At 67.4% G+C, this 21,915-nt stretch carries 18 protein-coding genes; 9 read left to right on the forward strand and 9 right to left on the reverse strand.

The features are described from left to right. Nucleotides 1–258: 258 nt before the first annotated feature. From glgX to treZ, 3 genes are read left to right on the forward strand one after another with little or no spacing between them, the layout of a single operon-like run. Nucleotides 259–2,376, forward strand: coding sequence for a glycogen debranching protein GlgX (glgX, locus tag ACPXBU_RS03280; RefSeq protein WP_425756281.1), 2,118 nt, complete (start codon nt 259–261; stop codon nt 2,374–2,376). A gap of 1 nt (nt 2,377) precedes the next feature. Further along, the gene (gene treY / locus ACPXBU_RS03285; protein WP_425756283.1) at nt 2,378–4,684 is read left to right on the forward strand and encodes a malto-oligosyltrehalose synthase; all 2,307 of its coding nucleotides are present in this window, start codon (nt 2,378–2,380) and stop codon (nt 4,682–4,684) included. Next, on the forward strand, nt 4,681–6,405 hold the full coding sequence (gene treZ, locus ACPXBU_RS03290) for a malto-oligosyltrehalose trehalohydrolase (protein ID WP_425756285.1): 1,725 nt from the start codon (nt 4,681–4,683) through the stop codon (nt 6,403–6,405). Before treY ends, treZ begins: the two co-directional genes overlap by 4 nt. A 21-nt stretch (nt 6,406–6,426) precedes the next feature. Here the strand turns inward: treZ and ACPXBU_RS03295 are convergent, their stop codons facing one another. The 3 genes from ACPXBU_RS03295 to ACPXBU_RS03305 form a co-directional block, all read right to left on the reverse strand. Next, complete coding sequence (locus ACPXBU_RS03295; RefSeq protein ID WP_425756287.1) at nt 6,427–8,874, reverse strand: hypothetical protein; 2,448 nt, start codon at nt 8,872–8,874, stop codon at nt 6,427–6,429. A gap of 697 nt (nt 8,875–9,571) precedes the next feature. Beyond that, nucleotides 9,572–10,069: an NUDIX domain-containing protein gene (locus ACPXBU_RS03300; RefSeq protein ID WP_425756289.1), complete on the reverse strand. Its 498-nt coding sequence runs from the start codon at nt 10,067–10,069 to the stop codon at nt 9,572–9,574. Nucleotides 10,070–10,109: 40 nt separating this feature from the next. Then, the gene (locus ACPXBU_RS03305) at nt 10,110–11,468 is read right to left on the reverse strand and encodes a hypothetical protein (protein ID WP_425756291.1); all 1,359 of its coding nucleotides are present in this window, start codon (nt 11,466–11,468) and stop codon (nt 10,110–10,112) included. Between the two features lie 365 nt (nt 11,469–11,833). Here ACPXBU_RS03305 and ACPXBU_RS03310 point away from each other — a divergent pair, with 365 nt between their 5' ends. After that, nucleotides 11,834–13,045, forward strand: coding sequence for a helix-turn-helix domain-containing protein (locus ACPXBU_RS03310; RefSeq protein ID WP_425756293.1), 1,212 nt, complete (start codon nt 11,834–11,836; stop codon nt 13,043–13,045). Nucleotides 13,046–13,177: 132 nt separating this feature from the next. Here the strand turns inward: ACPXBU_RS03310 and ACPXBU_RS03315 are convergent, their stop codons facing one another. Both ACPXBU_RS03315 and ACPXBU_RS03320 read right to left on the reverse strand, forming a co-directional pair. Further along, nucleotides 13,178–13,969, reverse strand: a complete 792-nt coding sequence (locus tag ACPXBU_RS03315; RefSeq protein ID WP_425756295.1) for an SDR family NAD(P)-dependent oxidoreductase — start codon at nt 13,967–13,969, stop codon at nt 13,178–13,180. A gap of 176 nt (nt 13,970–14,145) precedes the next feature. After that, nucleotides 14,146–15,159 carry an aldo/keto reductase gene (locus ACPXBU_RS03320; RefSeq protein ID WP_425756297.1) on the reverse strand — a complete coding sequence of 338 codons (1,014 nt, stop codon included), beginning with the start codon at nt 15,157–15,159 and terminating at the stop codon, nt 14,146–14,148. Between the two features lie 91 nt (nt 15,160–15,250). On the opposite strand from ACPXBU_RS03320, the gene ACPXBU_RS03325 reads away from it, so the two are divergent. The 3 genes from ACPXBU_RS03325 to ACPXBU_RS03335 all read left to right on the forward strand — a co-directional run bounded on the left by ACPXBU_RS03325 (nt 15,251) and on the right by ACPXBU_RS03335 (nt 17,158). Beyond that, on the forward strand, nt 15,251–15,814 hold the full coding sequence (locus ACPXBU_RS03325; protein WP_425756299.1) for a TetR/AcrR family transcriptional regulator: 564 nt from the start codon (nt 15,251–15,253) through the stop codon (nt 15,812–15,814). Nucleotides 15,815–16,007: 193 nt separating this feature from the next. Next, entirely contained in the window at nt 16,008–16,670 is a 663-nt protein-coding gene (locus tag ACPXBU_RS03330; protein ID WP_425756301.1) for a tetratricopeptide repeat protein, read from the forward strand. A gap of 146 nt (nt 16,671–16,816) precedes the next feature. Further along, nucleotides 16,817–17,158, forward strand: coding sequence for a GlsB/YeaQ/YmgE family stress response membrane protein (locus ACPXBU_RS03335; RefSeq protein WP_425756303.1), 342 nt, complete (start codon nt 16,817–16,819; stop codon nt 17,156–17,158). A gap of 22 nt (nt 17,159–17,180) precedes the next feature. Here ACPXBU_RS03335 and ACPXBU_RS03340 read toward each other — a convergent pair whose 3' ends face one another. The 4 genes from ACPXBU_RS03340 to ACPXBU_RS03355 all read right to left on the reverse strand — a co-directional run bounded on the left by ACPXBU_RS03340 (nt 17,181) and on the right by ACPXBU_RS03355 (nt 20,644). Beyond that, complete coding sequence (locus ACPXBU_RS03340; RefSeq protein ID WP_425756305.1) at nt 17,181–19,442, reverse strand: ATP-binding protein; 2,262 nt, start codon at nt 19,440–19,442, stop codon at nt 17,181–17,183. A 133-nt stretch (nt 19,443–19,575) separates the two neighbouring features. Next, on the reverse strand, nt 19,576–19,998 hold the full coding sequence (locus ACPXBU_RS03345) for an SHOCT-like domain-containing protein (RefSeq protein ID WP_425756307.1): 423 nt from the start codon (nt 19,996–19,998) through the stop codon (nt 19,576–19,578). A gap of 11 nt (nt 19,999–20,009) precedes the next feature. After that, nucleotides 20,010–20,267, reverse strand: a complete 258-nt coding sequence (locus tag ACPXBU_RS03350) for a hypothetical protein (protein WP_425756309.1) — start codon at nt 20,265–20,267, stop codon at nt 20,010–20,012. After that, nucleotides 20,267–20,644, reverse strand: coding sequence for a DUF2089 domain-containing protein (locus ACPXBU_RS03355; protein ID WP_425756311.1), 378 nt, complete (start codon nt 20,642–20,644; stop codon nt 20,267–20,269). Before ACPXBU_RS03355 ends, ACPXBU_RS03350 begins: the two co-directional genes overlap by 1 nt. Nucleotides 20,645–20,760: 116 nt before the next feature. Between ACPXBU_RS03355 and ACPXBU_RS03360 the strand changes: the two genes are divergently transcribed. Both ACPXBU_RS03360 and ACPXBU_RS03365 read left to right on the forward strand, forming a co-directional pair. Beyond that, nucleotides 20,761–21,093 carry a hypothetical protein gene (locus tag ACPXBU_RS03360; protein ID WP_425756312.1) on the forward strand — a complete coding sequence of 111 codons (333 nt, stop codon included), beginning with the start codon at nt 20,761–20,763 and terminating at the stop codon, nt 21,091–21,093. A gap of 236 nt (nt 21,094–21,329) precedes the next feature. Beyond that, entirely contained in the window at nt 21,330–21,914 is a 585-nt protein-coding gene (locus ACPXBU_RS03365; RefSeq protein ID WP_425756314.1) for a winged helix-turn-helix domain-containing protein, read from the forward strand. Nucleotide 21,915 lies beyond the last annotated feature (1 nt).

Raw genomic sequence — 21,915 nt, forward strand, 5'->3', positions numbered from 1 at the left:
GTGTAAGGGGTGGCGAAGGGCCAGTCGGAACCCGCGCGAACGCTTGTCCCCGATCAAGGAAAGTGCATCGGGCCCGAGAACGCACCTCGAAAAGGGTCATCGTGACGGAGGACACCTGAGGGTGTTGCCCGCATCAGACGGGTGGATTTCCGTCAGCGTTTGAAAGGATGGATTGGCGCTCCCAGGCGGGGGGCATTACCTGCGTGCGCGCGGGCATGCGTCGGCCGGTGCGGGCACAACCATGGTCTAAGGAGCAACATGCAGGTCTGGCCGGGCGAGCGGTACCCCCTGGGCGCCACCTACGACGGGATGGGCACCAACTTCGCCATCTTCTCCGAGGTGGCCGACAGGATCGAGCTCTGCCTCTTCGACGAGTGGGACACCGGCGCGGAACGCCGCGTCGAACTGCGTGAGGTGGACGCCTACGTGTGGCACGCGTACCTGCCGGGCATCGAGCCGGGGCAGCGCTACGGCTACCGGGTGTACGGCCCGTACGACCCGGCCAACGGGCTGCGCTGCAACCCGCACAAGCTGCTGCTCGACCCGTACGCGAAGGCCATCGACGGTGACGTGCAGTGGGACCCGGCGGTCTACGACTACGACATGGCCGAGCCGGAGAAGATGTCGGAGACCGACTCGGCGCCGTTCATGCCGAAGTCGGTGGTGGTCAACCCGTACTTCGACTGGGGCAACGACAAGCCGCCGCGCACCCCTTACCACCACTCGGTGATCTACGAGGCGCACGTGCGCGGGCTGACCATGCGTCACCCGGACATCCCGGAGGAGTTGCGCGGCACGTACGCGGCCATCGCCTCCCCGCCGATGATCGAATATCTGACCCAGCTCGGGGTGACCGCGATCGAGCTGATGCCCATGCACCAGTTCATCCACGACAACCGCCTCAGCGACCTGGGGCTGCGCAACTACTGGGGCTACAACACCATCGGGTTCTTCGCACCGCACCACGGCTACTCGGCGCTGGGCCGCACCGGCCAGCAGGTGCAGGAGTTCCGGGGCATGGTCAAGGCGCTGCACGCGGCCGGCATCGAGGTCATCCTCGACGTGGTCTACAACCACACCGCCGAGGGCAACCACCTCGGCCCCACGTTGAGCTTCAAGGGCGTGGACGCCCCCAGCTACTACCGGCTCAGCGAGGAGGACCGCCGCTACTTCGTCGACTACACGGGCACCGGCAACAGCCTCAACGTGCGCAGCCCGCACTCGCTACAACTGATCATGGATTCGCTGCGCTACTGGGTGACCGAGATGCACGTCGACGGTTTCCGCTTCGACCTGGCGGCCACCCTGGCCCGCGAGTTCTACGAGGTGGACCGGCTGTCGACGTTCTTCGAGGTGGTCCAGCAGGACCCGGTGGTCAGCCAGGTCAAGCTGATCGCCGAGCCGTGGGACGTCGGCCCCGGCGGCTACCAGGTGGGCAACTTCCCGCCGCTGTGGACGGAGTGGAACGGAAAATACCGCGACACCGTGCGGGACTTCTGGCGCGGTGAGCCGGCCACCCTCGCCGAGTTCGCGTCGCGCATCTCCGGCTCCGCCGACCTCTACCAGGACGACGGCCGCCGCCCGTTCCACAGCATCAACTTCGTCACCGTGCACGACGGGTTCACGCTGAATGACCTGGTGTCGTACAACGACAAGCACAACGAGGCCAACGGCGAGGACAACCGCGACGGCGAGAGCCACAACCGCTCCTGGAACTGCGGCGTCGAGGGCGACACCGACGACGAGGCGGTGCTCGCCCTGCGCGCCAAGCAGCGGCGCAACTTCCTGGCCACCCTGATGCTGTCGCAGGGCGTGCCGATGATCGGCCACGGCGACGAGTTGGGCCGCACCCAGCACGGCAACAACAACGTCTACTGCCAGGACAGCGAGCTGGCCTGGGTCGACTGGGACAACGTCGACGAGCAACTGCTGGAGTTCGTCCAGACGTTGACCGCGTTCCGCAAACGGCACCAGGTGTTCCGCCGCCGCCGGTTCTTCACCGGCCTGCCGGTGAACGGGCGCGGCATCGACGAGCCGCTGCCCGACCTGGCCTGGCACACCCCGGACGGGCGCGAGATGACAGGCGAGGACTGGGGCAACGACTTCGGCCGCTCGGTGGCGCTGTTCGTCAACGGCGAGGGCATCCGCGAGCGCGGCCAGTACGGCCAGAAGCACCACGACGCCTCGTTCCTGCTCTGCTTCAACGCCCACGACGCGCCACTGGACTTCACCATGCCCGGTTCCGAGTACGGCCAGAAGTGGGAACGGGTGATCAGCACGGCCGAACCCGAACCGGGCGACGCCACCGTGATCAGCGCGGGCGGCACCATCCGGGTGCCGGACCGGTCCCTCGTGGTGCTGGAGAGGACGATCTGACATGGCCCCCACCCCTCCCAAGGCCACCTACCGCGTCCAGGTCCGCCCCGGCTTCGACCTGGACGCCACCGCCGCGATCGTCGACTACCTCGCCGACCTCGGCGTCAGCCACCTCTACACCGCCCCGCTGCTAGCCGCCACCCCCGGTTCCCAGCACGGCTACGACGTGGTCGACCACCGGGCCGTCAACCCGGAGCTGGGCGGTGAGGCCGCCCGGCAACGACTGCTGGCCGCGCTGCGGGACAAGCACCTCGGCCTGGTCGTCGACATCGTGCCCAACCACGCGGGCGTCGCCGTGCCGCCGGCCAACCCGGCCTGGTGGGACGTGCTGCGCCGGGGGCGCGACTCGTCGTACGCCGACTGGTTCGACATCGACTGGGACCGGGGCCGGCTGCTGCTGCCGGTGCTGGCCGACGACCCGGCCGCCCTGGACGACCTCAAGGTGGTCGACGACGAGCTGCGCTACCACGAGCACCGCTTCCCGATCGCCGACGGCACCGGCGACGGCACCGCGCGGGAGGTGCACGACCGGCAGCGCTACGAGCTGGTCTCCTGGCGGCGGGGTGACGCCGAGCTGACGTACCGCAGGTTCTTCGCCATCGCGGGCCTGGCGGGTCTGCGCGTGGAGGACCCGGCGGTGTTCGCCGCCACCCACGAGCTGATCCTGCGCTGGGCCGCCGCCGGCGAGGTCGACGGCATCCGCGTCGACCACCCGGACGGCCTGCGCGACCCGGGCGGCTACCTGGCCCGGTTGCGGGCCGCAGCGCCGGACGCCTGGCTCGTGGTGGAGAAGATCCTGGAGTACGGCGAGGAGCTGCCGGACTGGCCGGTGGACGGCACGACCGGCTACGAGGCACTGGCGGCGGTCGGCGGGCTGTTCGTCGACACCGACGCCGAGGGCGACTTCACGGTGCTCGACACCCACCTCGTCGGGCACCGCACCTCCTGGGAGAACCTGACCCACGCCACCAAGCTGGCCGCCGCCACCGGGCTGCTCGCCGCCGAGCTGACCCGGCTGGCCGCGCTCGCCCCCGAGGTGCCCACCGAGCAGGCCCGCGCGGCGCTCGCCGAGCTGGCCGCCGCGTTCGAGGTCTACCGGGGCTACCCGCCGCACGGCGCCCGGCACCTCGCCGCCGCCCGCTCCGAGGCCGGCCGCCGCCGCCCCGACCTGGCCGGTGCCCTGGACGCGGTCACCCGCCGACTGCGCAACCCCGACGACGAGCTGGCGAAGCGGTTCCCGCAGCTCACCGGCGCGGTGATGGCCAAGGGCGTGGAGGACACCGCGTTCTACCGGTGGACCCGGTTCGTGGCGCTCAACGAGGTCGGCGACAGCCCCGCCCACTTCGGGGTGCCGCCGGCGGAGTTCCACCGCTTCGCCGCCGCCCAGCAGGTCCGCTGGCCCGCCAGCATGACCACCGTCTCCACCCACGACACCAAACGCGGCGAGGACGTCCGCGCCCGCCTCGCCGTGCTCAGCGAGCTGCCGGGCCGCTGGGCCGAGCAGGTCAAGGCCTGGATGGAGTACGCGCCGCTGCCCGACCCGTCGTTTGCCCACCTGCTGTGGCAGACCGCCGTCGGCGCGTGGCCGATCGAACGGGAACGGCTGCACGCGTACGCCGAGAAGGCCGCCCGGGAGGCCGCGGCCTCGACCAGTTGGGCGGACCCCGACCCGGCATTCGAACAGGCCATGCACGCGCTGATCGACCTGATGTACGACGACCCGAGCCTGCACGACGAGCTGACCGAACTCGCCGCCGCCATCACCCCGGCCGGCTGGAGCAACTCCCTCGGGCAGAAACTCGTGCAACTCACCATGCCCGGCGTCCCGGACACCTACCAGGGCACCGAGCTGTGGGACAACTCCCTCGTCGACCCGGACAATCGCCGCCCGGTCGACTTCGACGTACGCCGGGAGCTGCTGGCACGCCTCGACGGCGGCTGGCGCCCCCCGATCGACACCGACGGAGCGGCGAAGCTGCTCGTCGTGTCGCGGACCCTGCGCCTGCGGCGGGCGCACCCGGAGCTGTTCACCGGCTACCGGCCGGTGCCGGCGCACGGGCGGCTGGGCCGGCACGCGGTGGCGTTCGACCGGGGCGGCGCGATCACCGTGGCGACCCGGCTGCCGCTGGGCCTGGCACGCGCCGGTGGCTGGTGCGACACCGCGCTGTCGCTCCCCGTTAACGAGGTTAAGGACCTGTTCACCGGTCGGGTCTACAGTGGTGGGGAGACCCCCCTGGACGACCTTCTGTCCGACTATCCCGTCGCACTGCTGGCCCCACCCACCGCTGCCGTGGAGGCTGCGTCATGACCGAATTCTCCGTGTGGGCACCGGACGCCACCCGCGTGCGACTGCGCCTGACCGGCGACGCCGACCACGAGATGCGCGCCGCCGCCGACGGCTGGTGGCGCGTCGACGTCCCCGACGCCGGCCTCGACTACTCCTTTCTGCTGAACGACGACGAAACCCCGCTGCCCGACCCCCGGTCACCGTGGCAGCCTGCAGGGGTGCACGGGCCCAGCCGCCGCTACGACCACTCGGCCTTCGCGTGGTCCGACACCTCGTGGACCGGCCGGCAACTGCCCGGCAGCATCCTCTACGAGCTGCACATCGGCACCTTCACCCCGGAGGGCACCTTCGACGCGGCCATCGACCGCCTCGACCACCTGGTGTCACTCGGCGTCGACCTGATCGAGCTGCTCCCGATCAACGCCTTCAACGGCGAACACAACTGGGGGTACGACGGCGTCTGCTGGTACGCCCCCCACCAGCCCTACGGCGGCCCCGACGGCCTGAAACGGTTCGTCGACGCCGCCCACTCTCGCGGTCTGGGGGTGATCCTCGACGTCGTCTACAACCATTTCGGGCCCTCCGGGGCCTACGCGCCGCAGTTCGGGCCCTACCTCGCCGAGCAGAGCAACAGTTGGGGCCGCTCGGTCAACCTGGACGGCCCGCACTCCGACGAGGTACGCCGCTACATCATCGACAGCGTCCTCATGTGGCTGCGCGACTACCACGTCGACGGCCTGCGCCTGGACGCCGTGCACGCCCTGCACGACTCGCGGGCGGTGCCCATCCTGGAAGAGCTGGCGATTGCCGTCGAGTCGCTGTCGACGCACGTGGGGCGGCCGTTGTCACTCATCGCCGAGTCCGACCTCAACGACCCGCGGCTGATCACGCCACGGGAGGCGGGCGGGTTCGGGCTGCACGCGCAGTGGAACGACGACGCGCACCATGCGCTGCATACTCTCCTTACCGGCGAGCGGCAGGGGTACTACGGGGACTTCGGCTCTCTCGAAACGCTGTCTGACGTGTTGACGGGCGGGTTCTTCCACGCTGGCACCTTCTCTAGCTTCCGGAACCGTCACCATGGGCGGCCTCTGGATTCGCGAGTTCCTGGTCATCGGCTCGTGGCTTACCTGCAGAACCATGACCAGATCGGGAACCGGGCTACCGGGGATCGGATCTCTGCCTCCTTGTCGCCCTCGCTGCTGCGGGTCGGGGCTACGTTGCTGCTGACCGCGCCGTTCACCCCGATGTTGTTCATGGGGGAGGAGTGGGCGGCTTCTACGCCGTGGCAGTTCTTCACCTCGCATCCCGAGCCGGAGTTGGCGTCTGCGGTGCGGACCGGGCGGCGGCGGGAGTTCGCGTCGCACGGGTGGCCGGAGGGGGACGTGCCGGATCCGCAGGACCCGGAGACGTTTGTGCGGTCGCGGTTGGACTGGGCGGAGCTGGACAAGCCTGAGCATGCTTCGATGCTGGCGTTTTACCAGCGGTTGATTGGGCTGCGGCGGTCTTGCCCTGACCTGTCGGATCCTCGGTTGCAGGCGGTTTCTGTGCAGCATGGGGACCAGTTTTTGGTGATGCGGCGGGGGGACACGCTTGTTGTCGCGAATCTTGCTGGGCGGGGGCAGGGGGTGTCGCTGCCTGGGGTGGCTCGGCGGGTGTTGCTGGCTACCGGGGAGGGGGTCACGGTGATGCGGGACCGGATCCAGTTGCCGGCGGAGACTGCGGCGATCGTGGCACTCTAGCTTGCTGATCGGGCGAGTCACTCACGTGTTGATGAGTCCAATTTCTCGCCGTTGACTTGGCAAATCTGGGCGAATAGAAGCAGCGGCTGCCGTCGCCGACGCTAGGCGTACTGGGTAGTTTTGCCACATTTGGGTATAAGGCGACTCAACTTCATACCTGAACCTGAGGACTTCTGTTGGCTCAGCGAATCGAGCAGACAACATGACGTGTTGAGACGCGCCGAGGGGAGGGAGGTCGATCCAAGCGAAACGGGAAGGCCTAAAGAAGACGATCTCCTGTCCAGTAGCGTCCGCTAGAACGTAGGTCGCCCTGTTCGCCTCGTCCGTCTCGTTTCGAACGCGCCGGTAAACCTGTCGGCTGTATCCACCATCCTGGATGAGGAGTACAGCATCCCTGACTGCCTCAAGGCTCCGGCGGAGCCTTTCGATATCAACCGGGCTTCGCCGGGCATGGAACCAATCATTTCGTGCGTCACTGACTTCCGCGCTGACAAGCACCCGACTGATATCCCGTAATTGCCTAACGATTACCTGTCGGCTCTCCGGCAGCAAGTCAAGAAAAGGGATTGTGTGCAGAAAGACGAACTCCTGAAGGTCTTGTTGCTCTAGCCAGCGTGGGAGGTCCGTGCTAGGACGGAGATACTGCCCCGTTTTTGCTTCGTAGGAGGACAGCAGATCGGCTAAGACCTGAAAACCGCGCGATATCGTGTACAGGGTCAGCTTGCCCGTGAAGGAAATGTTGTGCTCTCCTTCCTCCGCCTCGATGCTGCTCGTGGCAGACCGGAGACGTTTAAGCGCCTCAGACTCGCTCGGGCCGAGTTGTTCGCCCACTCCAGAGCGGTATACAAAGGATCTATTGCTTGCGAAATGATCGTGAGTGAGCGCCCACGTGGTGTACAGAAGTGAGTCCTTAAGGAGGTCCTCAAGTCTTACGAAAAAGCTGGCCGCATAACGCCGAATATTTTCAGCATCAGTGGCACTTGGGTTGATTGGGCTCTGTCGGGTGACCTGACCCATCTTCTCATGAAGAGTCCAGAAATCTCGGTGCGGGTCAAGTAGGTCTTCCACAGGAAAGCCCAGCTTCCATAGGACTGCATTGACGCGATCCTCATCACTGGCGAGAGCATGTTCGGCCAACGTCAACTTCGACGCCGCAACGATAAAGTTGCTCTTCCGCGCTAGCAGGAGAGAGGACACTGCTTCCCTGGGGCTGCGTCGCTGCAAGTATTGCTCAATCCTGGCTTCGACCGTCGGTGCTTCCTCCCCTCTCAATTGCCATTCCAGCTCGTCCCTTTCACTTTCTTCGTCGAGTCGATACATTTGACTGACTAGGCGTCGAAGTCTCAATGGGGCGAGTGAAACCTCAGAAGACGTCCAACGAACACCAAATCGACCAAGTGTGGCCTCAAGGCCGTACCAACCCGAAACCACGCCGGCATTGATAACTGGCCTACGAATTTGGCCCAAAGGCACGAGGATTGTCCCGTCAGCAACAAGGGCATCTAAGCTATTGGTGATTGCCGGGTTCGGTGCCATCAGTATTAGCTGTAGCAGCTCTGCAGGCCCAAGAGGGGAAACCATATTGGCGGCAGGCCCTGGACGAATCCCTACCTTCGTCGCGACCTCTCGAAGCTGGTTCTTTGTCTTGTCCAAAAGCCATGCTGTGAGGGCTCTCAGCTCCTCAAGCGTCAATGCATCGCCGAGCAGATATGTGATTGAGTCACCCTTTAGATCGTCCCAAGGTCCGGATGAAGCGTAAATGTGGAAGCGACGTAGGTAGCCGTTCCAATCACTGGCTTCACCTTCTTTCAGCATAATCTTCTCTGCCTGATCACGCGTCTCGTTTATCGGCGCGCCGTCGTCGGTAGAGAATTGACGAGTGTGTGCGGTTGTGCACTTTATGTCCGAACAATGGAAAGGAATTTCGTCGATTGGATGAATGGAGCGCCTGTGGGGTGTCTGAAGGAGGCCGAAGGGTCCAGTTACTAGCCGACCAACCTGGAATACGCCCTGAGGCGTTCCCTCCAGAACCTCAAAAGTCTCCTTGCTGCTTAGGACTGTCCGACTCTCCCCGAATGGAAAACTCAAAAGTCTGTCGTAGAGGAGCCGCCCGTGCGTAAAAGGAAACCTAATCGTCGTGTCTTTGATTTGCTCACTTACGATATCTATCAGTGCCTGGGTGTTAGTCTGAACTGGATCGACAAGCAGTTCATTGCTGAGCATGTTCAGGAAACACGTGAACCGAGACTCGGGGTACTTGACCCCTTTGCTTCGGAAGACCTGCGCCATCCGTTCGCCAGCCTCCGTTAGCTGCAGCGTCTCATGCATCTCTTTAGAGATTCGATAGTCCTGGCGAATTTTGCACTCGACCAAGATATTTTGGATGTCGAGCAGATCCGCGAGCGAGCTCCTAAAATCCTCACCGGGGTACATCTTGGCCAGCTCGTCTGCAGTCATCGGCTCAGGCATCTAGTCATGGTAGATCGAAGAGGGTGTGCTCCGGTAGGGGTGACCGGCGTGGCGACGTGTCCGGGTGGGCTGAAGTTGTGCAACCGTTCGGGCGGCCGAAGGCTGTCTTAGTAGACCATGCTTAGGTTTCGATCTTGTGGCCTTGGGTTTGATACCTGATAGCTTTGACCTGGGTCGCGCTCGTGAGGCCGTATCAATGCGTGGGACTTCTGCCGCCGGGTGCTGCTACTCCCTCAGTAGCTGTGCTCAGCAGCAGTTGGCGCGGATCGAGATCAACGAAAAGTTGTCGATTGTTGCGATGAGTCCTTTATCGCAAGAGCGAGAATTTTTCTATCCCTGCCGGTCCTGAATTTATCGCACCTCGCCCCCAGTCGCCTACCTTCGCTCATGCCGCTGCGGTGGCGCTGGTTTCGAGTTGGGCGGACGGCGGAAGGGCTGTTCTGCGCCGCAGGGGAAGGTTGGCCGCACGAAATTGCCTAGGGCTGTTCAGCAGCGAACACTCAACACCGAACGCGTTGGGTCGGACCGGCTGCAGTTCAGACAGGCAGGTCAGATCGGTCCTGGAAAGCCCGCCGTAGACCTCCTGGCGCTGGCCGAGGTGAACGATTTTAATCGGGAGCATATTGCGGTTGATTGGTAGCAGGCCGCGGTTCGGCTGATTCGGAGATGCTGGCAGGTGGCTGCCCGCTCAAAGAGGTCAGGGGCTCTTAAGAGACGAGGTCGGTGAGCCGCCGGCAAAGTAGACAGCGGAGCGCTCAACTCGGGCGCGCAGTGCTGCGCCAACCCTAGGAGCGACGTTGTTTGGCAGTCGTTGGACGGCCTCGTCGGCCGAGAAAAAGGCAGCGAGTCGAATTTCCTTTTCCGGCAATCGCAACCCGTCAATTCCTGTGATTGTCCCGCAATCGAACGTGAGGCTGACGATCGCGCGCGGCCGCTGGCCCACCGGCGGTGCCCAGTCGACTAGGAGCAGGTCGCCCACCACCATGGAAATCCCCAACTCCTCTCGAATCTCGCGGGCGCAAGCCTCATGCGGGTACTCGCCCTCGTCCACGTATCCGCCGGGGAAAGCCCAATAGTCGCGGTAGGTGGGCTTGACGAGAAGAACATTGCCGGCCGGGTCGGTGATGAAGGCTGCGGCGGCAGCGTAAAAAGAAGCCAGGTTGGCGTACCAGGTCGCGGGCTCCGTCCAAGTCACCTTGGTGACGCTAGCGGAAATGTCTAGATGCGCGCCCGCTCTAGATGGCTGCTGGCATGGACGCGAGGGTATGCAGGACTTCGTTGACCTGGGGTGATGCTTGCTGAGGTCTGAGGATGGTAGTGAGCTCGCGGACGCGCTGTTGAACACGCGCCGACTGGATGCCCGCAGCCTGCTGCCCGAGCTTCCTACCCCAGTTGCAGGCACCGTCGGTGTCGCCAGCGCGGGCATGAGTCATGGCGCTGAGGGCGGTGTGCAGGGCACGCGTCCGGAAGTTCTGGCTGTCGAGGGTGAGCGCTTCGGGCGCGTGTCGAAGGGCCTGCTTGTACAGATGAAGGTCGCCCAGGCACCTTAGTGCGGCCCCGGCCAGGTGGGCAGCGCTGAAGTAGCCGACCCAGCGTGGCCCAGGATCTGTGCCAGTCCGGTCCAGAGCGCGCTCAGCCTTAGCGAGGGCGAGCTGGCAGGCACGTCGCTCACCTGACTGTCCGTATGCGGTAGCGGCGGTGGCATGCAGCCGAGCGAGGACGGCTGCGGGTGCACGGCCCGCCCCGTCAATGGCTGCTTCAACGAGCCGCGCAGCCTCCCGGGCATGCCCCAAGAACACAGCCTGGGTGGCCAGGTTGGCCAGTAGGTGGGCGCCGTAGAGGTGGTCGTCAGCGGCCTTGGCAAGCCGCAGGCCGAGCGTCGCGTGATGTTGCGCCATGGCGTGTTCACCCGCGTCGTACGACATGAAGGCGAGTTGCCCGGCGAGTGTTGCCGCTGCGCGCATGAGGTCGCGCCCCACCGCATCGCTGTAAGTGCCGCGTAGCATGGGCGCGACCTGACGCATGAGAAAGTCGGCCATAACGCTACGAGTGCGCGGAGAGCCGCTGCCGTGACGTCGGTCGAGGTCGGTGAAGTGGTCCGCCAGGGCATGCAGCGACTGAACGTCGGTGGAGCTGACTGTCTGCCGGCCGTTCCTGCTGACCGTCTCGTCGCGCAGGTCATACCGCCACCCGAGTGCGGCCTGTAGGGCTCTGCCACTGTCGAATGCGCTGCTGGCTTGTTCGCCGGTGTGCTTCGTTAGGGTCGTCCATACCTGCTCAGCGCTGTCGATCGCCGAGTCGACGGACGCGGGATAGACGCACGAGCCGAGGCTATTGGCCGAAACGAAACCCAGCTCGGTGAGCGTTACTGAACGCCCGAGCCTCCGGGTAAGTGACTCGGCCATTGCGACTTGCACGTGCTCGCCAGGCCGGCGACCACGTAACCACCAGTAGACGCTGGCAGCGTCGTAGCGCCACCTGCCCTCGTTGCGGCCGGCGTGATTTAGCTGGCGAGCGAAGGCGGCGTGGGCGTTGCCGTAGCCGGCGGCACGCAGCAGCCCTTCGAACGCCGCGTTCGTCACCGGTCGCGCCATGGTTCGACCTCCAGGCATCAGTCAGCTACCAACAGTGACCAGCCTATTGGTTGCCAAGGTCCTATGGGGATCCGCGCAACCCTGCGCAACCCACGTCCTGAGCAGCGCAACTGAGCGCATTGCTTGCCATCTGGTCCGGCGTTCGGCAGTGGGCTTCCGTAAGGCAGAAGTTCCAGGTGCCGACGTAGTCGAAGCGTCGCGCACCGGCTGACGGAGGTGGGCATGCAAGGAGCCGGCGAGCAGGGGCGAGCAGTCCGAGGCGGCCGAGCGGGAGGCTGCCAAGCAGCGCCTCCTGGCCCAGGCCGAGGCAGACCGCGTACCCGTAAACGACACGACCCGCGCGGTCCCGGACCGGCGGTGGCGGCGTGACCAGCGATGACCTCCCGATTGGCCGCCGGGTCGCCCGTTGGCGGGTGCGGCGGTCGATGACGCAGCAGATGCTCGCGGACCGGCTGCGCAGGTCGAAGAGTTGGGTGGACAAGGTGGAGCGGGGCGTGCGCGCCCTGGACCGGTACTCGGTGATCCAGGAACTGGCCCACGTCCTGCGGGTCGATCCGGAGGTGCTGCTCGGCCAGCAGCCGAGCGCCCCGGCGGGCACGCCGGACGGGGTGGACGACATCCGCGCGGCGCTCGCCCGCTACGACATCCCGCAGGCCCCGGCGCAGGCGCCGGAGGAGCTGCGACGGCAGATCGGGTACGCCTGGTTGTCCTACCAGCACGCGCACTACGGGCAGTTGGTGCGGGTGGTGCCGGGTCTGCTCGACGCCGTCCAGGGCGCGCGGAGCCCGGAGTTGCTGGTGCCGGCGTACCGGATCACCTCGTCGCTCCTGGTCAAGCTCGGCGAGGCCGACCTCGCCTGGCTAGCGGCCGACCGCGCGATGGCCACAGCCGGAGACAACCAGATCCTGGCGGCAACGGCAGCAATCTCGGTAGCCCAAGCGCTCCGCGCCGCAGCCCAGAACCACCTGGCCCTGACCGCAACCCTCCATGCCGCAAACCGCATCGTTGATCATGAGGTTGGCGGGCTTCGTGGAGATCAAAGTGCCCGTCAACCTCATGATCGCCGGGGCGAGGGTAGGGGTGTGGGGGAGTGGGCTGTGGGTGGGACGTTGTTGGTGCAGGCCGCTCTCGCCGCCGCTGCCGGCGGCGACCACCACCGCGCCGGGGAGCTGACCGAGCGGGCCGCGGGCGTTGCCGCACACCTTCGGGGGTACGACGACACGCACCGCACCAGCTTCGGGCCGGTCGTTGTCGACCTGGCTCGGGTGGTGGTGGCGGCGCAGCGGGGTGACGCGGGCGAGGCGCTCCAGCGGCACTCTGCCGTGGTGCGACGGGAGGCGTGGCGGCGGTTGCCGGTCGAGTATCGGGGCGCGTACCTCGTGGACGTCGCGCGGGCGTACCTCCAGGTGGGTGACCTGCGCGGGGCTGCCCGCGCCCTGGTGGACGCGGACAGTGTCGCGCCGGCTGAGGTTCGGTGCCGGCCGTTGGCGCGTACCGTGATCGCCGAGGTTGCCCGCGCGCAGCCTGCCCCGGCCGGCGTGGCGCGACTGGCGACGTTGGTCGGGCTCACCCGCTGACTGGCCGGCTGCTCCGGCCCAAGGCGATGGTGCGTGGGCACGCCGGGGCGTCAGGATGGGCGGTGCTGACCCCGATGCCCGGAATGGCGGTCAGGACCGCAGCCCGGGGCCTGCTCGACCGGCGACGCGGACTCACAGAATCGTTGTCAGCACACCTCCGTCGACGCGTACCGCCGATCCGTTGATCGCGGACGCTACGGGACTGGCGAGGAAGGTCACGGTGTTCGCGATCTCGCTCGGCTCGATGAAGCGTCCCAGGAGGGAGGTCTGGTTGGCGCCGATGATCGCGACTTTCAGGTCGTCCTCAAGGAGGGACTGGGCATCGGCCAGCGACCTGACCGTTTCGGCGACGCCAGTGGAATAGGTGGGGCCGCCCAGCACCGAGTTGACGGTCACCGCAGTGCCCTTCGTCAGCTTCGCCAGCCCGTTGCCCACCGCGAGCATCGCCGTCTTGGTCGTGCCGTAGTGAATCATGTCGGCGGGAATGTTGACGCCCGACTCACTGCTCACGAACACGATCCGGCCCCAGCCCCGATCGAGCATTGCCGGCATCAGGTGCCGCGCGAGCCGGACCCCGCTGAGCACGTTCACCTCGAAGTAGCGCCGCCATTCCTCGTCGGAAATGAGGTCGAAGGGCTTGAGCTCGAAGAGGCCGACGTTGTTGACGAGAATGTCGACGCTGGGCAGTTCGTCGCACAGCCTGTCGACGTCGTCGGCAACCGCGAAGTCGGCTTGGATGCCGGTGACGGATACGCGGGGCGCCTCCCGACGCAACACGTCGACAGCCTCGGCCAGCTTTGCCGGGTCGCGGCCGTTGAGGACCACGTTGACACCCTCGCCGGCCAGGGCCTTCGCGGTCGCGTACCCGATGCCTTGACTGGATCCGCTGATGAATGCGGTCTTGCCGCTGAGCTGCAGGTCCACGTGCTGTTCTCCTCGTGAGTGATCGCCGGTCGGCACACCTGCCGGATGTCGGCAGGTGTTCCACTCGACCTTGCCGCAGACCGATCAGCATCCGATGAGCATTGCGTCAGTGGGTGACGCCGGTGTGGCCGGAACGTTGGTACCTGCGAGGATTGCGTGGGCGACTCGTCGCTGGATCAGGCGGTGTGGTGCTGGCCGTTGACCGGAGGGATGACGGTGCACTGGCTTGCCGCGTCCAGCCGGGCGGAGACGTCTTCCGGAAGCGCGAACGCGAGGCCGGCGAGGTTGGCGCTCAGCTGATCGGCGGAGCGCGGGCCGAGGACCACCGAGGTGATCTCGGGCCGGCTGCCGAGCCAGGCGAGCGCCACGGTCGACGTGGTCGTTCCCAGTTCGGCGGCGACGGCGGTGACGTCGTCGACGATGTCGAAGTGCCGCTCGGCGAGGAGACCTGTCACGAATGCGCGTGCCATCGGGCTGGGCATGGCCGCCCATTCGGCGAGTCGGGATCCGGCGGCCGGTGCGGTGTCGCGCTGGTATCGCCCGGCGAGCAGACCGCTGCCGAGCGGGCTGTAGGCGAGGACGCCGAGCCCGTGTTGCTGGCAGGTGGGCACGATTTCGGCCTCGATGGCGCGCGTGATCAGGGAATAGTTGGCTTGCAGGCTGATGAAGGGTGTGCCGCCGACGCGTTGCGCCGCCCATTGGGCGTTGACGATTCCGGCGGCGGTGAAGTTGGAGCAGCCGACGTAGCGGACCTTGCCGGAGCGTACGAAGCCGTCGAGCGCTGCCATGGTTTCGTCGATCGGGGTGTCCGGGTCGGGCACGTGGCACTGGTAGAGGTCGACGTAGTCGGTGCCCAGTCGGCGCAGGCTCGCCTCCAGGGCGCGCGTCAGGTGGGCGCGGGACAGGCCCCGGTTGTTGGGTCCGGTGCCCTGCGGTGCCGCCCCCTTGGTGGCGAGGACGACCTCGGCACGGCGGTGGGCGATGGCGCGGCCGACGACCTCTTCGCTGGTGCCACCTCGGTAGGTGTCCGCGGTGTCGACGAAGGTGTGGCCGGCGTCGAGGAACTCGCCGATGACGCGTCGTGCCTCGGTGTCCGGCGTCGGTGCCTGCGGGTCGGTGCCGAAGTTCATCGTGCCCAGGCACGCCCGGGAGACGTGGAGGCCGGATCGGCCCAGTGTCGCGTACCGCATGGCACCCCCGTACAATCGGAATCAACATTCCGCTTTAAGATACGGAACCTGGATTCCGCTCGTCAAGGGTGCTCGATCGGAGGAGACCGGCATGATCCGCTCGGATGCGGCGCGCAACCGCGCGAAGGTGCTCGCAGCGGCGGAGGTCGTGCTCGGCGAGCAGGGACTGACCGCCCGCATGGACGAGATCGCCCGCCGAGCCGGAGTGGGTGTCGGCACCGTCTACCGGCACTTCGCCACGAAGGAAGCCCTCTACGCGGCGATCGTCTCGGCGCGGGTGGACCTGCTGCTCGACGAGGCCGCCCGGTTGCGCGCGGCCGCGGAGCCACAGACCGGGTTCTTCAGGTTCTTCACCCAGGTCGTCGCGGACGCGGCGGGCAAGAAGACCCTGACGGACGCGTTGCGCAACGCGGGGATCGACGTCAAGACAGAGCAGACAGACCAACGTACGCGGATGCGCGAAGCGTTGGCCGACCTCCTGCGCGAGGCCCAACGCGTCGGCGCCGTACGCTCCGACGTCGGCATGCCCGAGATCCTCGCCCTGCTCCGGGGCGCCAGCATGGCGGCGGAAACCGGCGACTACGCCGGCCCCGTCGTCGACCGGGCCCTTGCCGTTCTGTTCGACGGCCTGCGCCCGCTCGCGCCCCCCGCGTAACGCACTCATCGGCGGCGCTGCGGTGCGGCCCGTGCAGCGCGGTACCGCCACCGGCAGGGAGTTGCCACCGAGGAATTACTACGCCACGGCCTACCGGTGTTCCACGAAGGACAGCTCGCGCAGGCCGCGGCGATGCTCGCCGAACTAAACTTCTGAACCGGCACGCAGTGGCGATTCCAGGACGGGGGCGGCGATGAACGCCGACGATCGCATCGAACGAGCCAGGACGCTCTACGAACATGCCGTGTTCGGTGGCGATGCCAGCGTGCTGGCCGACGCCGATCGGCACCTGGACGCGGTCGAGGCCGACGTCGCGCTGGCCCGTGGGCGGATCCTGCATGCGCGGTTCCTCACCGCACGCGCCACCGGCGAATCGTCACCCGTCGAGGACCCGGCTGAACTGCCGTTGTTCGAGCGTGCGATCGAGCTGTACGAGGCGTTGGGCGACACGCGCGGCCACGCCGAGGCGCTGTTCTGGATCGGCTGCCTGCACCAGGTCATCCGACGTGACAACGAGACCGCCGTTCCCTATCTGGAAAGGTCCCGCCAGATGGCGGCGCGGGTCGGCGACACGCCGACCCAGGCCGAGGCGCTGCGACACCTGGGCATCGCGGCGCACGCGGCCGGCCGGCTGGACGAGGCGCGCGAACGGCTGGAGGAGTCGTCGCGGCTGCGCCGAGAGGAGGGAGCGCTGCGCGGCGTGGCCGCCAACATGGTCGGCCTGGCCTACGTCGCCGCCGCCCAGGACCGCCGCGCGGATGCGCTCGCGACACTCGACCGCGCGGATGCCATCGCCCAGGCGCACGGTGCCCATGCCGTCGTGCGTCAGATCCAGCAGGCAAGAACGCAGATCTAGGCCAGACAACCACGCTGCCACCACACGCCCTCATCGACGTGCCTGAGGGTGTCGCTTCGACACCCCCGCGGCCGAAGGCCGGGGTGGGGTTTCCGGGAACGTGAGATTTGGGCATGTACGTCGGCACTGCTGGAGGGGAGACGGCAATGCTGGTAAGCGGTTATCTCGGCGCGGTGCTCATCGGTGCCCTCGTCGGCCTGCTGGGCCGACTCATCCTGCCGGGGAGGCAGCGGATCGGCGTCTTCGCCACGTTCGTCCTCGGCGTCGGCTCGGCGGTGCTGGGCACGGTGGTCGCCAGGGCGCTCGACATCGACGACGCTGCCAACGTGAAGGTGTGGGTACTGCGCTGGGACTGGGTCGTGCTCGCGATCCAGGTCGGCCTCGCGATCATCGCCGTGGCCCTGGCGAACATGCTCACCTTCACCCGGCTCGCCGGCGGCGACGACAAGCCCCGTCGGCGGGCCCGTCGCAGCCAGACCAAGGGCTGACGAACTCCGTGACCAGAGCACGTCAGGTGCCCAGCCTGGCCAGGATCTCCCGGGCCATGGCCTGTTGGGGATCGCGGCGGCCGGTGCCGTCGAGCAGGTGGAGGGCGCGAGTGAGGTCGGCACGGGCCTCGGCGACGAATCCCAGTTCGGCTCGGGCCCTGCCCAACTCGAAGTAGAGGTCGCCCAGCATGCTTGACTCACCCCGTTCGAGCACGACCGGCAACGCCCGTTCGGCCGCCTCCAGCCCCTGCGCCCAGTGACCGTTGAGGTTGTGCGCCTCGGCCAGGCCGCTCAGGGCACCGGCGCGGGCGCCCAGGTCCGCCCGGGCCGACACCGGGCGGCGGTCCATCTCGACGAGTGCCTGCTGAAACTCGTCGATGGCCTCGTCGTGACGGCCCATGATGATCAGCGCGAATCCGATGCCCTGGAAGATCTGTATGTACCCGTCGTGGTCACCGGCCCGGTCGGCCAGGTCACGGGACTGGCGCAGGGCCCACATCGACTCGTCCAGCCGGCCGATGCGCCGCCAGGCCGCCGCGGCGAACTGCAGTGCCCAGCCCTGTCCCTCCAGGTCACCGATCGCCTCGGCCATCCGGTATGCCTCCATCGCCACCTCGGCGCCTTCCTCTGCACGGCTGGCGCCGTAGATCGCCGCCCAGGCGAAGCCGTTCATCAGGGCGATGTGCCTGCGCCGATCGGGCAGGGCGGCCGCTGCCGTCCGCGCCAGCCCATACACCTCGTACCATCCGCGCCACAGCAGGGTCGAGTCGGAGTACCAGTGGATGGCCTCAGCGACACGGACGACCAGCTCATGCCGGCCGTCCGCGGCCGCGACACGGTAGGCGGCGAGCCAGTTGTCCGTCTCCGCCCACAGCCAGGCACCGGCCTCCTCCAGGGTGGCCAACGGCACCAGGCCGTCCCAGTCATCGGGCAGCGCACCGTACGCGGGTTCGTACCAGCGGCCGGCGACGATCGTGGTCTCCAGCAACCAGTCGGTCATCCGCCGGGCGGTCTCCGTGCGAGTGGCCAGGGGTTCCTCGGCCGACAGCCGTTCGCCGGCGTAGAGGCGGATCAGGTCATGGAACCGATACCGATCGACGCCCTCGGCTTGCAGCAGACCCAACTCGACAAGCTCTTCGAGCCGCTCTTCGGCCTTGAACACTCCGGTCTCGGTCAGCACGGCCGCCAACGGGGCCGCGAAGTCGACGCCCGGCACGTGGGCGAGCCGACGAAACAGTGCGGCCGCAGGGGCCGACAACTGGGCATGCGACAGCGCGAACGCGGCCGCCACCCCGGTGTCACCGGCGGTCAGGGCGGCGAGCCGGCGGTCCGCGTCGACGAGGCGGTCAACCAGATTGTCGACGGTCCATCGTGGGCGCGCGGCGAGGCGGGTGCCCGCGATCCGCAGCGCCAGCGGCATATGGCCGCACAGCCCCGACACCAGCTCGACCTGTGCGACGGCAGCCGGGTCCGCGGCCTGCGTGGCGATCGCCGCCAACAGGCTGGCCGACTCGGCCACGGCCAACGGCGGCAGCCCGACCCGCACGACGCCCTCCAGGCCGCCGAGCGTCCGGCGGCTCGTCACGACGACAAGGCATCGTCCCCCGGACGGGAACAACATCCGTGCCTGCGTCTCCGATCCGACGTTGTCGAGGACCAGGAGGCAGGGCCGGTCCCGCAGCACCGCCCGTAGCTGTGCCGACCGCTCGTCGTCGCTGTGTGCGATCTGGCTGGGACTGATGTGCAGCGCACGCAGCAGCCGATGAAGGGCCTCACCGACAGGCAGCGGTACGGCGTCCGTGCCCCGCAGGTCCAGGAACATCGAGCCGCCCGGAAAGCTGCCGCGCAACTCCTCGGCCACCCGTACCGCGAAGGCGGTCTTACCCAGCCCGGGCGGTCCGTGCACCACAAGCACCGGCGGCGGACCGTCGCCGGTGGCAGCCTGCCCGGCGGTGGCCCGGGCGATGGCCAGCTCGGCTTCGCGGCCCACGAAGTCACCGACCCCCCGCGGCAACTCGCACAGCCGTGGTCGCCCGGCGGCACTCGGCGAGCGGGCTGCCTTGACGACCGCTACCAACCCGGCTCTGCCCTCGTCGTCCAGGCCCAGGCCGTCGGCCAGGGCGGCGAGTGTCCTGGCCTGCGGAGTCCGGCTGTGCCCACGCTCCATGTCGCTGATCGCGCGAGCGCTGACCCCGGACGTCTCGGCGAGTTGCTCCAGGGTGAGACCCGCCGCCCGGCGCAACGTACGCAGATGTTCACCGAACGGCAGCGCAGGCTCGATCATCTCGAGATGATAGGTGCCGTGGATGCGGTTTCGTGTCCCCTGTGTCGTCTGCCTCGGTGGTCGCGATCGGCCGCTGCCCGCGTACCTCGATGGCTGTCCTTCCCTCCCGAGGGGCCGTCCCAGCAGACGGTGTCTACTCGCAGAAGACCCGCACGGTGGCGTCGGGTGAATCCACCTCCACGGTCACCTCGTCGAGGTGCTCCACGAGTGCCTCCAACTGCTCGGGCTTGAGCTGCGTCAGGTCGATCGGCACCCCTGAGTCGCTGAGTGAGGCATTTGCCTTGACCAGGGCCTGTGGCGGGACGAGCGCCGCCAGTCGTACGCCAGCGCGCAGCAGTTGCAGCGGCACCCGCACGTTGACCCGCGACGGCTCGCCGTTGTCGGTGGCGTCCACAAGCACCCGCAGGTACTTCACCTTGCCCTTCGGTCGGGCGTCGTGACTCGCCATCGCCGATGCCTGGTCCCGTTCGAGGGCGGCGATGAGCTGCTCCGCCTCCTCGGCGGTGATCGTGCCGGCGGCCAGCAGGTCGAGGATGTCCTTGCGTTGTTCGGTCATGCGAACCTCTCCTATCGGATGGCCACGAGCACGGCCGTGCGACCCTGCTCGATGTCGAAGCGGGCGCCGGGCAGCGCGGAGATGACACGCCAGGCGGCGCGGAGTGCCCGCACCACGCCGATGCGGAACACGACGCAGGCCACGATCGCCGCCAGCACGACCAGGACCACGACCGGGAAGAGCACGAGCACCACGGGGAGCACCGGAACCCAGACGCGGATGGGCCGGCGGTCGGAGCGGTTGACCGCGACGGTCACCACCTGCGGCATCACGTCCGGCCGTCCAGCTCGGCCAACGCCTGCTGTGCGGTGATCTCACCGCGGCGCAACCTGTCAATGATCTCGGCCCGCGAGGGCGCCGGGTCGGTCTCGACGAAGTCGAGCATCTGCGTGATCCGGTTGAGTCGTGACTTGATCGTCGGATAGCTCACCCCGAAGATGCGTTCCATCTCCTTGATCGAGCCGTGGCAGCGCACGAACGCCGTGACGAAGACCTGGTCATCGACGGTGAGCTGAGCCAGTTGCGGTGGCTCGAACTCGCCCTCGATCGCGACGCCGTTGCTCGTCAGCCGCACGCGCTCGACGACGAACGGCTGCCCCCGCGTCAGGCTCGTGAGGTCCTGCCACTCCATCGCCTGATCTGTCATACCTGAATTTCTAACTCAATAATCTTCAACTTAGAAGAGGTTGATCTTAATTTTCTAAATTCCCCCCGAGGGGATGGTGGTGAGTGGCAGGAGCGGGTCGCCGGTACGATGCCGGGATGGGCAGGTTCCTTGCGCTCTTCAACGGCGCGGCTGACGAGGCCGACAAGGCCGAACTCACCGAACAGCAGCAGACCGAGTTTCTCCACGCGTGGGCGGCATGGGCGCAGGCCAACGAGAAGGCCATCGTCGACCCCGGTGCTCCCCTGAACGCGAAGAAGTTGGTCACGGCACAGGGTGTCGAGGACTTCACCGATGCCCTGATCGCCTACACAGTCGTGGAAGCGGACTCGCACGACGAGGCGGTTCGGATCTTCGCCGGGCACCCGCACCTGGGACTGATGGCCGGAAACTCGATCGCGGTCCTGGAGTGTCCGCCCGCGCCAGCGTGAGTCGTCGGCTCCCCTGAGTTGCGGTGCTGCTCCTGGCGCTGCCCGCCACCACCTCGGTCCGGCACGTCGGCGGCCGCCGCGAACTCGACCACCGCAGCCCAGTCGGTGACCTGCTCCATCCGCACGGTGTCACCCCATGTCCCAGGGCGTCGCCCGCCGGCTCGATGCGAAAGACTTCTTGCGAGAACAGGCCTGGGGGGCGTATAACCGAGAGAAGTCTTTCGCAAGGGGTGTCGATGGAGCGGAACGAGCCAGAACGCCGGGTACGCGTCCAGGACGCGACCACCCTGCGCGCACTCGCGCACCCGTTGCGCCTGCGGCTGCTGCGCTACCTGCTGGCCGCCGGCCCGAGAACCGCCGCGCAGTGCGCCGAGGCCCTGGACGACACCGGGGCGAACTGCAGCTACCACCTGCGCCAACTGGCCCGGCACGGCCTCATCGAGCGGGCCGACGCCGAGGGGGCCAACCGGCGTGATCGGCCGTGGCGCGCCGCCGCCACCGGTTTCGAATTCCTTCCGGATCCCGACGACGCCGAGGGGCAGCAGATCACCGACGCGCCGACCGCCCTGGGGTTCGACGAGGTGTTCCGGTCGTTGCAGCGCTACCAGCAACAGCGGCACAAGCTTGCCGACGCGTGGCGGGAGAGCGCCACCTTCCACAGCTACACGCTCTCGCTCACCCCGGAGGAGCTGCGGCACCTCACGCTGACCCTGGACGCCGTCATCCGGCCGTACCTGCGCCCGTTGCGGAGCGCACCCCCGAGCGATGCCCGGCCGGTCAGCCTCCACCTGCAGGCGTACCCCACGCCGGAGTTCACCTGAG

The sequence above is a fragment of the Micromonospora sp. DT231 genome, assembly GCF_049847025.1.
In the GTDB taxonomy this organism is placed as follows: Bacteria; Actinomycetota; Actinomycetes; order Mycobacteriales; family Micromonosporaceae; genus Micromonospora.

Excerpts from the sequence above, each read along its gene's own strand:
- glgX (WP_425756281.1), top strand. The coding sequence starts at position 259 with ATGCAGGTCTGGCCGGGCGAGCGGTACCCCCTGGGCGCCACCTACGAC.
- treY (WP_425756283.1), top strand. The coding sequence starts at position 2,378 with ATGGCCCCCACCCCTCCCAAGGCCACCTACCGCGTCCAGGTCCGCCCC.
- treZ (WP_425756285.1), top strand. The coding sequence starts at position 4,681 with ATGACCGAATTCTCCGTGTGGGCACCGGACGCCACCCGCGTGCGACTG.
- ACPXBU_RS03295 (WP_425756287.1), bottom strand. The coding sequence starts at position 8,874 with ATGCCTGAGCCGATGACTGCAGACGAGCTGGCCAAGATGTACCCCGGT.
- ACPXBU_RS03305 (WP_425756291.1), bottom strand. The coding sequence starts at position 11,468 with ATGGCGCGACCGGTGACGAACGCGGCGTTCGAAGGGCTGCTGCGTGCC.
- ACPXBU_RS03320 (WP_425756297.1), bottom strand. The coding sequence starts at position 15,159 with ATGCGGTACGCGACACTGGGCCGATCCGGCCTCCACGTCTCCCGGGCG.
- ACPXBU_RS03325 (WP_425756299.1), top strand. The coding sequence starts at position 15,251 with ATGATCCGCTCGGATGCGGCGCGCAACCGCGCGAAGGTGCTCGCAGCG.
- ACPXBU_RS03330 (WP_425756301.1), top strand. The coding sequence starts at position 16,008 with ATGAACGCCGACGATCGCATCGAACGAGCCAGGACGCTCTACGAACAT.
- ACPXBU_RS03335 (WP_425756303.1), top strand. The coding sequence starts at position 16,817 with ATGCTGGTAAGCGGTTATCTCGGCGCGGTGCTCATCGGTGCCCTCGTC.
- ACPXBU_RS03340 (WP_425756305.1), bottom strand. The coding sequence starts at position 19,442 with ATGATCGAGCCTGCGCTGCCGTTCGGTGAACATCTGCGTACGTTGCGC.
- ACPXBU_RS03345 (WP_425756307.1), bottom strand. The coding sequence starts at position 19,998 with ATGACCGAACAACGCAAGGACATCCTCGACCTGCTGGCCGCCGGCACG.
- ACPXBU_RS03350 (WP_425756309.1), bottom strand. The coding sequence starts at position 20,267 with ATGCCGCAGGTGGTGACCGTCGCGGTCAACCGCTCCGACCGCCGGCCC.
- ACPXBU_RS03355 (WP_425756311.1), bottom strand. The coding sequence starts at position 20,644 with ATGACAGATCAGGCGATGGAGTGGCAGGACCTCACGAGCCTGACGCGG.
- ACPXBU_RS03360 (WP_425756312.1), top strand. The coding sequence starts at position 20,761 with ATGGGCAGGTTCCTTGCGCTCTTCAACGGCGCGGCTGACGAGGCCGAC.
- ACPXBU_RS03365 (WP_425756314.1), top strand. The coding sequence starts at position 21,330 with ATGGAGCGGAACGAGCCAGAACGCCGGGTACGCGTCCAGGACGCGACC.